The sequence below is a fragment of the Psychrobacter sp. Ps6 genome, from assembly GCF_022129235.1.
In the GTDB taxonomy this organism is placed as follows: domain Bacteria; phylum Pseudomonadota; class Gammaproteobacteria; order Pseudomonadales; family Moraxellaceae; genus Psychrobacter.
The window spans coordinates 69,789-83,414 of sequence record NZ_JADQAI010000008.1 but is presented as its reverse complement, the minus strand read 5'-3'; the positions used below and the strand labels follow the sequence as shown (position 1 = coordinate 83,414).

11 protein-coding genes and 1 tRNA gene are annotated in these 13,626 nt (G+C 44.8%); 4 read left to right on the top strand and 8 right to left on the bottom strand.

The features are described from left to right. Positions 1–51: 51 nt before the first annotated feature. The 4 genes from gatA (at position 52) to I3255_RS10200 (ending at position 4,424) form a co-directional block, all read left to right on the top strand. Positions 52–1,548, top strand: coding sequence for an Asp-tRNA(Asn)/Glu-tRNA(Gln) amidotransferase subunit GatA (gene gatA / locus I3255_RS10215; RefSeq protein WP_238038739.1), 1,497 nt, complete (start codon positions 52–54; stop codon positions 1,546–1,548). Next, complete coding sequence (gene gatB, locus I3255_RS10210) at positions 1,545–3,059, top strand: Asp-tRNA(Asn)/Glu-tRNA(Gln) amidotransferase subunit GatB (RefSeq protein ID WP_238038787.1); 1,515 nt, start codon at positions 1,545–1,547, stop codon at positions 3,057–3,059. Before gatA ends, gatB begins: the two co-directional genes overlap by 4 nt. Positions 3,060–3,173: 114 nt before the next feature. After that, positions 3,174–3,250, top strand: a tRNA-Pro gene (locus I3255_RS10205). 214 nt (positions 3,251–3,464) lie between these two features. Then, positions 3,465–4,424 carry a DUF1853 family protein gene (locus tag I3255_RS10200; protein ID WP_238038738.1) on the top strand — a complete coding sequence of 320 codons (960 nt, stop codon included), beginning with the start codon at positions 3,465–3,467 and terminating at the stop codon, positions 4,422–4,424. A 78-nt stretch (positions 4,425–4,502) separates the two neighbouring features. On the opposite strand, the gene I3255_RS10195 is transcribed toward I3255_RS10200, so the two are convergent. The 8 genes from I3255_RS10195 to I3255_RS10160 form a co-directional block, all read right to left on the bottom strand. Next, entirely contained in the window at positions 4,503–5,033 is a 531-nt protein-coding gene (locus I3255_RS10195) for a DUF2726 domain-containing protein (RefSeq protein WP_238038737.1), read from the bottom strand. A gap of 250 nt (positions 5,034–5,283) precedes the next feature. Beyond that, complete coding sequence (locus I3255_RS10190) at positions 5,284–6,426, bottom strand: LysM peptidoglycan-binding domain-containing protein (protein WP_238038736.1); 1,143 nt, start codon at positions 6,424–6,426, stop codon at positions 5,284–5,286. 248 nt (positions 6,427–6,674) lie between these two features. Then, entirely contained in the window at positions 6,675–8,024 is a 1,350-nt protein-coding gene (locus tag I3255_RS10185; protein ID WP_238038735.1) for a folylpolyglutamate synthase/dihydrofolate synthase family protein, read from the bottom strand. A 186-nt stretch (positions 8,025–8,210) separates the two neighbouring features. Further along, the gene (gene accD / locus I3255_RS10180) at positions 8,211–9,155 is read right to left on the bottom strand and encodes an acetyl-CoA carboxylase, carboxyltransferase subunit beta (protein ID WP_197496777.1); all 945 of its coding nucleotides are present in this window, start codon (positions 9,153–9,155) and stop codon (positions 8,211–8,213) included. Between the two features lie 499 nt (positions 9,156–9,654). Beyond that, positions 9,655–10,479: a tryptophan synthase subunit alpha gene (gene trpA / locus I3255_RS10175; RefSeq protein ID WP_201599187.1), complete on the bottom strand. Its 825-nt coding sequence runs from the start codon at positions 10,477–10,479 to the stop codon at positions 9,655–9,657. Positions 10,480–10,532: 53 nt separating this feature from the next. Next, positions 10,533–11,294 carry a hypothetical protein gene (locus tag I3255_RS10170; RefSeq protein ID WP_238038734.1) on the bottom strand — a complete coding sequence of 254 codons (762 nt, stop codon included), beginning with the start codon at positions 11,292–11,294 and terminating at the stop codon, positions 10,533–10,535. Positions 11,295–11,453: 159 nt separating this feature from the next. After that, positions 11,454–12,728: a tryptophan synthase subunit beta gene (trpB, locus tag I3255_RS10165; protein ID WP_238038733.1), complete on the bottom strand. Its 1,275-nt coding sequence runs from the start codon at positions 12,726–12,728 to the stop codon at positions 11,454–11,456. 135 nt (positions 12,729–12,863) lie between these two features. Then, a complete protein-coding gene (locus tag I3255_RS10160; RefSeq protein WP_238038732.1) occupies positions 12,864–13,535 on the bottom strand; it encodes a phosphoribosylanthranilate isomerase in 672 nt (223 codons plus the stop codon). Positions 13,536–13,626: the final 91 nt, after the last annotated feature.

Below are 13,626 nucleotides of genomic sequence, written 5' to 3'. Positions count from 1 at the left end.
CCATTATCCTATTTTATTTTATGCTATTCACATTTTGACGGACGACACCTTATGTCTGAACTTCATTTATTAAGTACCGAGCAGCTGATTGCTGGCTTGCAAGACAAACAATTTAGCAGCGCAGAATTAACCGAGCACTACATCAAGCGTATTGATGCGCTAGATAGCAAGATCAATAGTTTTATCACGCATACTTCTGAGACAGCACGTGCACAAGCAAAAGCCGCTGACCAGATGCGTGCACAAGGCGATCAGCGTCCACTACTTGGCGTACCAATGGCGCATAAAGACATCTTTTGTACCCAAGGCGTACTGACGACTTGTGGCTCAAAAATGCTGCATAACTTTGTCTCGCCATATGACGCGACTATCGTTTCTAACATCGACAAAGCTGGCATGATTAGCTTGGGTAAGCTCAATATGGATGAGTTTGCGATGGGCTCAGACAACAGCAGCTCATACTACGGTACAGTGCAAAATCCTTGGAACCTAGAGCGCGTACCTGGTGGTTCGTCAGGTGGTAGTGCTGCCGCCGTTGCTGCAGGTTTTGTCCCTGTTGCGACCGGTAGTGATACGGGTGGCTCTATTCGTCAGCCTGCTTCATTCTGTGGCCTAACAGGTATCAAGCCGACTTATGGCCGTGTGTCACGCTTTGGTATGATTGCCTACGCTTCAAGTTTGGATCAAGCGGGTAGCATGGGACGTAGCGCCAAAGATTGCGCTTATCTGCTCCAGCCTATGATTGGTCACGATCCACGCGATGCCACTTCTATCAAATACGATATGCCTAACTACGTACAAGACATCAATGATGCAGAGGCTACGGCTGGTGATAAGCCATTTGACGGCTTGCGTATTGGTGTGGCCAAAGAATACTTTGGTACAGGGCTTGATAGCGAAGTCGAGCAAGCAGCACGTGCCGCGCTCAAAAAATACGAAGAGCTTGGCGCAACGATTGTAGAAGTGAACATCACTGACCCTGAGATCACGCTTGCCACTTACTACATGCTAGCGCCTGCCGAAGCATCATCTAACCTTTCACGCTTCGATGGTGTACGTTTTGGCTATCGCTGTGAAAATCCAACTGATCTGATTGATCTATATACGCGCTCACGCTCTGAAGGCTTTGGTCCTGAAGTGCAGCGCCGTATTTTGACAGGAACTTATGCGCTATCTGCTGGTTACTTCGATGCTTATTATACAAAAGCACAAAAAATTCGCCGCTTAATCGTCAAAGACTTCGATGAAGCCTTTGCTAGCTGTGATGTGATTGCCAGCCCAACCGCACCGACCGCGGCTTACAAGCTTAGTGAAGATCTTGATCCTGCGACGATGTATTTAGGTGATGTCTATACCATCGCGGTTAACCTAGCGGGTCTACCTGCGCTCAGCCAGCCAGTAGGTTTGACTAAAGAAGGTTTACCTATTGGCTTGCAATTAATCGGCAAGCACTGGCAAGAGAGTCAACTGCTTACGACTGCCCATCTGTTCCAGCAGCATACAGATCACCATTTACAACACTCAGCCATCGCAAAGGAGACGGTATAATGAGTATAGCTACTACTGATAACAATGCCGTACGTAAAGAGCTTTTCGTAGATGGTTATGAAGTGGTCATCGGTATCGAGATTCACTGCCAGCTAAATACAGAAAGTAAGATATTCTCAAGTGCGCCGACTGACTTTGGTCATGAACCAAACAGCCAAGCAAGTATCGTCGATTTGGGCTTGCCTGGCGTATTACCAGTGCTAAATGCTGGTGTGGTCGATCGTGCGCTAAAATTCGGTATCGGTGTCAATGCTGAGCTGGGTCTGTTTAATACGTTTGACCGTAAAAACTACTTTTATCCTGACTTACCTAAAGGCTATCAAATCACCCAGATGGCCAATCCTATCGTAGGTGAAGGATACATCGATGTCGTGGTCAATGAAGGCGAGAAAAACGAATATCCAAAACGTATGGGTATTACTCGCGCGCATCTAGAAGAAGATGCGGGCAAGTCTGTCCATGATGCCGTTGATGGTATGACAGGTGTGGATTTGAACCGTGCAGGTACGCCACTAATCGAAATCGTCTCTGAGCCAGACATGCGCTCTGCCAATGAAGCACTTGCCTATATTAAAGCCATTCATCAGCTAGTTACTTGGCTAGGTATCTCAGACGCAGTAATGGCTGAAGGCTCCTTCCGCTGCGACTGTAACGTTTCTGTGCGCAAGCCAGGTGCTGATCTTGGTACTCGTACTGAGCTTAAAAACCTAAACTCGTTCCGCTTCATCGAGCGTGCTATCAATCGTGAAATCGAGCGTCAAATCGATATCTTAGAAGATGGCGGCAAAGTTGTACAAGCAACCATGCTATATGATCCAGAGCGTGATGAAACGCGTACCATGCGTACCAAAGAAGACGCCAACGACTATCGCTACTTCCCTGATCCTGACTTGCTACCTGTCCGAATCGAGCAGCATACTGTTGATGCAATCAAAGCAGCAATGCCAGAGCTGCCAGTCGCTCGTCGCGCACGTTTTGAAGAAGTGCTTGGTCTGTCAGAATATGACGCTCGTATCTTGACTGGTAGTCGTCAAATTGCCGATTATTTCGAAGCTGTGGTCGCAGAAGTTGGGCAAGCAGATGCCAAAATGGCTGGTAACTGGGTCATGGGTGACTTACTCGGCGCCCTAAACAAAGATGACACAGATATTATCGACTCCCCTATCAGCGCTAAGCAATTGGCTGGTATGCTTAAGCGTATCAAAGATGACACGCTATCTGGTAAACTGGCCAAGAAAGTCTTTAGTGCGCTATATGAGCGTGAAGGCGGCACTGATGATGACGCAGCAGACAAAATCATCAAAGACAAAGGCCTAAAGCAAGAAACTGATACTGGTGCTATCAAAGCAATGGTCGAAGAAGTCATCGCAAAAAATGAAGCGATGGTAGAAGAATATCGCGGCGGTAAAGAGAAAGCCTTTAACGGTCTGGTCGGTCAGGTCATGAAAGCCAGCCGCGGTAGTGCTAACCCGCAGCAAGTGAACCAAATCCTAAAAGAGCTGTTGGGTTAACACGAGCGGCGCAGCAATTAGACTGACTATACTAGGCAGAATGGTGTTGTAGATTTTGGCTGATATAAATAGCCCTTGCAATATACATAATTTTGCGTAAAATAGTCAGTCATTCGGGGCGTAGCGCAGTCTGGTAGCGCACTACACTGGGGGTGTAGTGGTCGCAGGTTCAAATCCTGCCGTTCCGACCAAACAGAGCAGTAATAAAGAAAAGCCAATCATTGTTTTCAATGGTTGGCTTTTTTTTGTGCTAAATTCGGCTGATATCAGCATGCATATTCATCATATTCATATCATGTTCTAAAAGTAAAAAGCTTAGCACTACCCTAGTAGATACTCGTGTCCTATAGACTTTTATAGAGCGAGCCGTTAGGGTAAATGCACATATTCACACTGGTTTATCCTATGCCCGAGCCTATCAATCAGCCTACACCTAATCGCCTCATAGATAATGCTCCTTGGGAAGCGTATAAACGACCCTATGTGCGTGATTTGGCTTATGTACTGGCATGTCCCAATGTCTTAACGCAGTGGCTAGATTTTGCACCGCATCAAAATACGCATACGGTTGCCGTGCACAGCGCGCAATTTTGGCAGACACAGTTTGAGGCGTATGAAAAGCGATTAGTAGAGCTAGACACCACTGCCGCCTATCAAGAGCTGACGCGTTATTTACTCAAACGCCCTAGCCCCAATCGACTGGGTTTTCATTTTGAAGGCTTACTGTCATTTTGGCTAGAGGATGGTTTTGCGCGCAAGCTGCATTCGTATGAGACACTGGCTAGCAATGTGCAGCTCTATAATGGTAAGCAGACAACTGGCGAGCTTGATTTGATCTTGTATAACCATGTAGAACAGCTGGTTGAACATTGGGAGCTAGCCATTAAGTTTTTTATGGGGTCAACACCTTTTGAACCTGTGAATTGGGTGGGGATCAACTCCAATGATAATCTACAGCGTAAGATGACGCACATGCAAACTAAGCAGTTTCGAGCGGTGTGGGTAGATACAGAAGACCACGGGCAGGTAAAAATCGATAAGCGCTATGGGGTTATAAAAGGGCGATTCTTTTTACCGATAAACACAACTGACCTTAGCGATTATGATTGGCCATACTGGCTAACGCCGAGCTTTCCGATGCACGAATGGTGTGATAAGAGAGATAAAGCCGCTCTTGCGACGATTGACGCCGCTTCATTACGAGCCGCGCACTATATTGAATGGTTCACCCAGCGCGGCTTTTATAATGATCGTCAGCAGCCGATAGTTTGGTCAGATAATGGGCCACCTAGGACAGGTTTATATTTTGAAGGTAATAGACCAATCGTTATTTATCCAAGACAGCCAGCCGGGGTAGATGAATAATCTTAACTAACGCAGATGTTTTGAATAAAGCAGCTTGTCTGATTGTACCCTTTAACAAGCACACACTCAGTGAACTGTTCAATAATTTTCAATCACCTGCATTAGCTCATATCTCAGCATATCGGCACTAGGCATGCGCTCAGCGTGAAAACGAACGATGGCGATGCCTGCACTGGCAAGGGCTTTGTCTTTTTTATCATCGGCTTTTTGCCGCGCTTTGCTACTATGCGTCCAGTCATCAAGCTCGATAGCAACTAGCGTGGTCTGAGCGTCAACATCTACAATTACATAATCAACGCTCTGACGGCAGATACGATTGAACCAAAAGCTACGCTCGGATGTCTCGTCACTATTGGCTTCAATGATTCGTGATAACTGAACCTGCACAAATATATGATACTCCGGAAGCGCATTTTTTAACTTATTAAAAAATATGACCTCAGTGTCGGTCATGATTGGCATTGGGGCAAATGGCCAAATAGCCAGCTCATCACCGCGCACAGGCTTTGGCTCAGGCTCTGCGACTGGGCGCTTTGCTAATAGCTTTGGTAACGTAATCAGCCCTAAAAACCCAACGGCCAAGATTAAAAATATAGCGCCAAATGACATGGTTTTACCTTATACAATGTAACAGTGCTAGCTAGCGTTCAAGACTCTAAAGAGTTAATGATCGGCTGATCACCATAGGGCAACCTTTGTAGACTGACAGGTTATACAACAACGAATTATAAAAACGGCGCTCATCTTAACTAAGGCAGTGCCAATCGGCAAACGATAAAACAAAAAACACGACAGTATTTGTCGTGTTTTTATATAAAGTAGATAAAGGCCGAATCGAGACCATTAGCAACGCTCTAGCTTAACGCCAATAAAGTACCCAAGCACCGTTCGTATCGACGTTAGAATCACTATTGATCTTATCTTTTAGTGCCAATGCAGCGACCTTTCCACGTTCAGGACCAACAATGACGCGAACACCGCGACTGGTCGGGCTGGTCTTCACTTGATATCCAGCCTCTTTGAATTTTTTCGCCAGCGTATCCGCTTTAGCCTGATTATCTGCGAGCGCTACTTGCACCCCAAAGCTACCTTTCGCGTCGGTTTCTTTCACTTCTTGACGAGCCTCAAGAAGCTTTTGCTGAGCGTCTCGCTTGGCCTCAGCTGCTTTTTCGGCAGCAGCAGCTTCACGCTCCAGACGTTGCACTTGATTACGTGATGGTATGGTAATGTTTTGGCCCAGCTGTAATGAGGTCGATGGTGAAATGTTATTTGCTTGAGCCAATACTTCGACAGGCATATTGTATTGTCTTGCAAGCTTAATCAGCCCATCACCTTTTTTGACTTGATAATCAGAAGGCGATTTTGGTGGTTCATTTTTAGCCGCTTCAGCTGCTTTTTTTTCTTTCTCAGCTGCAGCTTGAGCGTTCGCTTGTCTTTTTGCTTCTGCTTCTTTTTTACTTTCTGCTAGTTTTTCAGCAGCGGCTTTTTCTTGTTTTGCTTTGGCTTGTTGCTGCTCATCTTCCACCTGCTTTTTTACTTTGGCTTCATTCACTGCATCATCGGCTGCCTTAACCAATTTTTCAGCATCTTGCATTTCCTTACTTTTGACACTTGTCTCTGTGTCTTTTACGGCTTCTGAGCTTTCACTCTGTTCATTTGTCGCCGCAATATTTTTGACATACTGCTGATTTTCGGCACGAGCTTTAGCCAATGCTTCTGCTTCAGCCACTTCTTGTTCTGTCAAAAACTCCTGGGCGCGCCTCTCCTGCTCAGCAACACGAGCAGCACGTTCTTTTTGCTTTTGCGCAAGGATACGTTTTTCTGTCTCGATGTCAGTCGTTAGCGGTTGCAAAGATTCTTGCTCAGTCGCTGGTTTCTCTATCATCGCTGATGTTGGCTGTGGCTGGTTGCTCTCACCAATCTGCTGCACCATGGCGTATAGCATCACGCTACCGCCTAGAATCATCCCAATGCCCAATAAGGCTTGTCTCGAAAAGTTCATCCGTTTACGTCTCTTAGTTGGTAATAAGGTTGATTGAGCGGCGCAGGGACTGTCTCACAGCAATATAGATAATTGCGCTAATAAACGTCTCGTACCGCCAGTTACTGCCATCAGTGTTCAAAATTCATGCCGACCTATTTATGCCAGTCTTGCAAATCATTTTGATTATAAAGCATATTTTTCGTGCTGTCTGCTATCAGGCAAGTACTAAGATTAACACTAAACAGGCGCCACCTTAACCTAAATGATCATACGGCAAGTGCAGCAAGCGCCTCTCCAATCGTATGAAACGAACCGCATACGACGATTAGATCTTGTGGCTGACTATCAGCTATCACCGCATACGTCGCTGCATGCAAGCCATCGAATTGATATATGTTGGCCCTATCCACATATTGAGTTAAGACGCCTTGTAGCTGCTCGGTACTCGCGGCACGAGGATAATCAATCTCAGCAATAAACCAATCACTAATCGGCAAGCCTGCTTGAGTCAGACGTTGTACCACTTTGTCGATATCTTTATCACCCAACATAGAGAACAACATTTTGATTTTTGGAAGATCTCTACCAGCTTGGTTGCCGTGTTTACTCAAATGCTGCTGCCAAAATGGCAATAACTGCGCTAATAAAAACGCCACGCCTTGCTCGTTGTGCGCCACATCAAACAACCAATGGCGATGATGGCTTTCGCGATAATCAAAGCGCCCTGCCAGTTTGACAGTTTGCAATGCCTGCTCGATGGCACTGATATCGACACTCAACGGGCTTGCAAGTACCGCCGATAGTGCATTGGCAGTATTGGTCAAGGACAGCGCAGGGCGTGGTAATTGCAAGGTAACTGCCGCATTACTGTATTGCCAAATCATTGAGTCAATATCGCGGTAGCTAAAGTCTTGACCAATTTGATAACAAGTCGCTTGCTCATTATCGATAGCGTGCTGCACGCTAGATGGCATTTCAGTAGCACCATAAATTAAAGAAATACCTTGGCGCAATATACCTGCTTTCTCGCGACCGATGTCCTCGACATTGTCACCTAGCCAGTCGACATGATCGATACCAATATTAGTAATCACTGCCATATCAGGATCAATAATATTAACCACATCTAACCGTCCGCCCAATCCAACTTCTAACACCCATACATCACAGTCTGCCTCAGCAAATATGAGTAATGCTGCCAGCGTTGTCATCTCAAAGAATGACAAGGTCAAATCGCAATCTAAACGTGCTGCTTCTACTTTGCTAAAAGCATCAATCAGCGTCTCGTCGCTGACCATCTCGCCATTGATACGCACGCGTTCATTAAAAACGCTCAAGTGCGGCGATTGATATAGTGCCGTTTTATAACCTGCGGCTTTACACATCTCAGCGATGACAGCGGTCGTAGAGCCTTTGCCATTGGTGCCTGCCACAGTGAAGACATAGGCATCATCTTTGGCTGACTGTACTACTCCTAGCGCTTCGGCAACAGGCAATACACGCGATAGCCCCATATCGATTGCAGACACATGAATCTGCTGCATATAATCAAGCCATTGAGTTAGGCTAGCGTTATCACTGGGACTTTTGAGGTCAGATGCTAAAAGGTCAGACATGAATAAAACCTATATGAAATTTAATAAAAGGTAGAAATATATGTGTTGGCTAAAACCAAAAATAGCATTTACCGTGCAATGACGATAAATGCTATTAGAGGGTCTTGCATATGCAGTAGATGTTAGCACGCGGCTAGACGTTTATGCACTCAATAATTGACTCATGATACTGAGCCATACATCTTATTAAGCATCTACATTAGGTACGCGGCACAGTTTTGCAAGCAAACGATAGATGGTATCAATCAGTTGATGACGATGCACCACTTCATCTACGACGCCATGCTCTAATAAGAACTCCGCACGTTGGAACGGCTCTTCTAATGTCTCACGCACGGTCTGCTCAATCACGCGCTTACCCGCGAAGCCAATCATCGCTTTTGGTTCTGCCAAATGGATATCACCCAGCATGGCCAATGACGCCGTCACACCGCCATAAACAGGGTTAGTCAATACCACGATGTAAGGGATGCCAGCGATTCTCAAACGTTCAATCGCTGCCGCCGTGCGTGCCATTTGCATCAATGATAACAGACCTTCTTGCATGCGCGCACCGCCAGAAGCAGCAAAGCATACTAACGGTACTTTTTGCTCAAGCGCTCTTTCAGCGGCTTGTACAAAACGGTCACCAACCACTGAACCCATCGAGCCGCCCATAAAACGGAAATCAAACGCACAAGCGACAATATCAAGGTTACGCAGCTTGCCGTACATGGCAACTAATGCTTCACTCTCGCCTGTCTTTTCTTGTGCTTCGCTCATACGCGCAGGATATGGCTTGCTATCCACAAAGCTTAGCGGATCTTTGGCAGTGAATTCTTGCCCTGTCTCACCGTCTACTTGATCAAGCAACCAATTCAAGCGCTCACGAGCACTCATCGGTAAATGATGATCACAGTGCGGACACACATAGCAGTTAAAAATCAGTGCGGTGTTGGTAATCACAGAATGACAATTGCTGCATTTGGTCGACGGTTCAGTCTCTACTGCGGTCAATTGCGCAGTTAATTGCTGCTTGATACCTGGTATAGGACGGTTAAACCATGACTGCCTATCCGCGTTGCTGTTTGGCTCGGCTTTAGCAGTATTATTATCGAGTTTTGTTGCTGTATCAGTCATATTATTTGCCATCATAAAAGGCTTATTGACAAGTTGGCTCATTCGCTTGTCATTGAGAGTTTAATGGTTGTCTAAACAAAGCGTCAAACCCAGTCATAACATGAGCAATTATGCGACACGCTGATGTATCAATCTTACGTGTCGATCATTTGGTTAGGTGCTTATTGATAGATGATGTGCTTGTTGAGACTTTTGGGCAAATGCTTTTTGGCAAATGTTTTTTGAAACTAGTCACTGACAAACCACGGCTATCAGACGCCATATAATAGTCATGTTAGTTTACACTCGTAAACTAAATTTAGCAAAGTCATTTAACGTCATCTTTCAGTAACGTTTTTGAGTCATTGATTCCCATTATTTAACTTCGTGATTCAAGGCCAATTACTCAAAATAACTACTTCAAACCAGCTATCGCCTTTATAACTATCGCCTTTATCAAATCGCCTCAATGAGATACTTAAAACATCATGCCGCTGTTAGCTTGATAAAAGCGATATTAGGATAATGAGTATTAAGCACTCAGACTGTCTAATGCTGCACGCAGCTCATCCATTTTTGCCATGATGTTTTGCTGAGCACTTGCTACCGCATCGGTATCATTGGCATCAATATCTGCAAAATTCTGTACCAGCGCACTACCCACGATAACGCCATCCGCATGAGTACCGATTGCTTTTGCAGAGGCGCCATCACGAATACCGAAGCCGACGCATACTGGCAAGTCTGTTTCTGCTTTGATTGCTTGGACTTGGGTCGCAACGTCATCTGTATCTAGCGTGGCTGAACCAGTCACGCCTTTTAGCGACACATAATAAATATAGCCACCGCAATGAGTCAATACTTGCTCACGGCGCTCAGGCAACGTCGTTGGCGATAGCAAGAAAATCTCATTCATCGAATGGTCGGTCAAATGCTGCGTAAAGCTGCCCGCCTCTGCTGGTGGCAAATCTACCATCAATAAGCCATCCACGCCTGATTGCTCACATAACGCGACAAAATTATCATAACCGATGATTTCAACAGGATTAAGATAGCCCATCAAAATAATTGGCGTCTGCGTATCGGTTTGACGAAACTCTGCGACCATTTTTAGCGCATCACGAGTACTCGTACCTGCTGCTAATGCGCGCTCGCCAGCCAACGCAACCACAGGGCCATCTGCCATCGGATCAGAGAACGGCAAGCCAACTTCGATCATATCTGCGCCGTGCTTGACCAAGTCATGCAATAGACCGACGGTCGTTGCAGGATTAGGATCGCCTGCCATCACATAAGGGATCAGGGCTTTTTTATTTTGTGATTTTAAAGTTTCAAAAGTGCTTTCAATTCTGGTCATAATGTTCTCTTATAATTTTGTTAAATAAATTTTTAGCTTATATAAGTGTATTCTTACCAGCCAATATCCATTAAATTATCATGGTTATCTTGCGACAAATATTTAATACCATCAGTTCTTTGCTTGTGAAAAGTATTCATAATATTTAGAATTTCACGCAAATCAATATAATACCGGCCATTCAAAACATTGTAATGCTCATATAACGTAAATTTTTTGTGAGCTAACAAGCCTTCAAGTCTTTTACCTTTATTTTTCATAGCTGCAACATGCTGTTTTTTATATATTATCGAAAAACCAATACCAGAATGACTACTTTGATTTAGATAAAACTTTTCAACATCATCAAAGCTTACTATCTGATCATGATGTAGCTTATCAATGAATATAAAGAAGCTAGATAGAAAGCTAATGCTATCTTCTTTAATAACCATGATTGGCACATGCTTCCAAGTCAACCGCTTTGCAACCCATGGATTTGGAACGACAAAACCTCTGTAGGTACGATGCAACCAATATATCATCATGAATAAAAACAACATGAGGATAGTTAAAAAAGACCAAAGCCCAATAATACTTCTTAAAATTTCATCAATTGTCGTAACCGTATAACCTGTCGAAAACTCCCAAACGGCCATAAAGATATAAATCACTGACCATGCAATGACAACTACAAAGAAACCATAACTCTGCCAAAAACTGACTGTTTCAGTAGGCACACCCACACTTATTGTGACTGGCGCTGTTAGCACCGTTTGATCTGGATATTTGCTCAACTGGCTAGGCTTACTCGGTATTAAGCGGTTCAAATTCATGGAGGTATACTATCAATAATTAAAAAATAGCTAGCAATATTGATAACCACTCTACTCTATAGAGTGGTTATCAATTAGCGTATTGAGATTTATGATACCTAATCGAATCAATACGCTGCTAAACTTTCTTATACAACCATCTAAACTACTCTATTCTTCCTACATCTCAATCCCTTCAGCATTCATCACTGAATGCAAATCTTTGTCACCGCGACCTGACATATTAACGATAATCGTCTGATCTGGTGTCATGGTTTTAGCCAGTTTCAATGCATAAGCGACAGCATGAGCAGTCTCAAGCGCAGGGATGATGCCTTCTTTACGCGTGGACTCATGAAAGCCTTCTAGCGCCTCTTTATCGGTACAGCCAACATACTCAACGCGCTTCATGTCTTTTAAGAAGCTATGCTCTGGACCAACGCCAGGATAGTCAAGACCCGCTGAGATAGAATGCGTCTCTTGAATCTGACCATCATCATCTGCCATTAGGTAGGTGCGGTTACCATGCAATACACCGATACGACCAGCAGCCAATGGCGCAGAATGACGACCTGACTCGATACCGTCGCCTGTTGCTTCAACACCATACATTTTGACATCAGTATCATTTAAGAAGTCAAAGAACAAACCGATAGCATTTGAGCCACCACCGACACAAGCAACCAAGGCATCTGGCATTTTGCCTGTTTTTTCTAAATGCTGAATGCGCGCTTCTTTCCCAATAATCGCTTGGAAATCACGAACCAATAGCGGATAAGGGTGTGGGCCTGCCACCGTACCAATAATATAGTACGTGCTATCGACATTGGTCACCCAATCACGCATCGCTTCGTTCATTGCGTCTTTTAGAGTACGTGAGCCAGAAGTGACGGGCACGACTTTTGCGCCCAACAAGCGCATACGATAAACGTTCATTTTTTGACGTTCAACATCGTCAGCACCCATATAAACGATACACTCTAGCCCCAAGCGTGCGGCAATCGTTGCGGTCGCTACGCCATGCTGTCCTGCGCCAGTCTCAGCGATGATACGTTTTTTGCCACACATCTTGGCAAGCAATGCCTGACCAATGGTGTTGTTTACTTTATGTGCGCCTGTATGATTCAAGTCTTCACGCTTAAAATAAATTTGCGCACCGCCAATCTCATCGCTCAAGCGTTTGGCATGATACAGCGGCGTTGGGCGACCGACATAATTGACCAAATCGTTGTGGTACTCTTCCCAGAACGCAGGATCTGCTTTGACTTTGGTATAAAGCGTCTCAAGCTCTTCTAATGCCGCCATCAGCGTCTCAGAGACAAAGCGTCCACCATGTACACCGAAATGTCCGCGTGCATCAGGGTATTGGTTAAAATCCTGTACGTTTTCAGGATTGGTAAAGGTGTTTACAGATTGTGCTGTAGTAGATAAATCTTTGTTCGCGACATGACTCATGATAATTCCTACTGTAATAAGTGGTATTTTTTAGAATAAATATAAAGAGAAAAATGAAATAAGATTGGAACAGAAAAATCGGAATAACGATCAAATAAGCCTATTATATATAGAAAATAACCTACGATAACAAACTTAAATGGCGTCAGTGACCGTTTCGTTTTGCCATCGGTCGCGCTTGACTGCTTTCATAAAGGCACGCATCTTGGCAGCGTCTTTTTTACCTTTATCAACCTCGATACCACCGCTGACATCGACGCCGTAGATAGGCAGATTTGATGTCTCTGCGACATTTTGCGCATCAAGACCACCAGCCAATACAATTGGTAGCGCGCTATCTTGGGGAATGAGACTCCAGTCAAAACGCTGCCCTGTTCCGCCATATGCCGCTTGATGATACGCATCCAGCAAAATACTACTGGCACCTGCGTCAGCAAACTGTGCAATCTGAGTACGAACGCTATCGGGCGTGTCTTGCTCTGCATTGACACGCAATGCCTTGATCCAGCGTTTCTTGACTGTGCTTGCCAGCTGCTCACACTGTTCAGCCGTTTCATCACCGTGAAACTGAATGATATCAAAAGGTACATCGTTTGCTAATTTGACTAACTCATCTTTAGGCATATTAACCACTAACGCCACCACGCTGACGAAAGCAGGTACCGCAGCGCTTAGAGTTTGTGCTTGCTCTATCGTGACCGCACGCGGACTTGGCGGATAAAACACCAAACCGACTGCGTCTGCACCTAACTGTGCCGCAGTCTGTATATCACTAAGCTGAGTAAATCCGCAAAACTTAACGTGCATTTTGTGACCTTGGATTTTATATTCATAAATCTGACATCGATTATAGCGACATCAGATAGCGTCAGACTAAAGATAAATCGTGAGATATGAT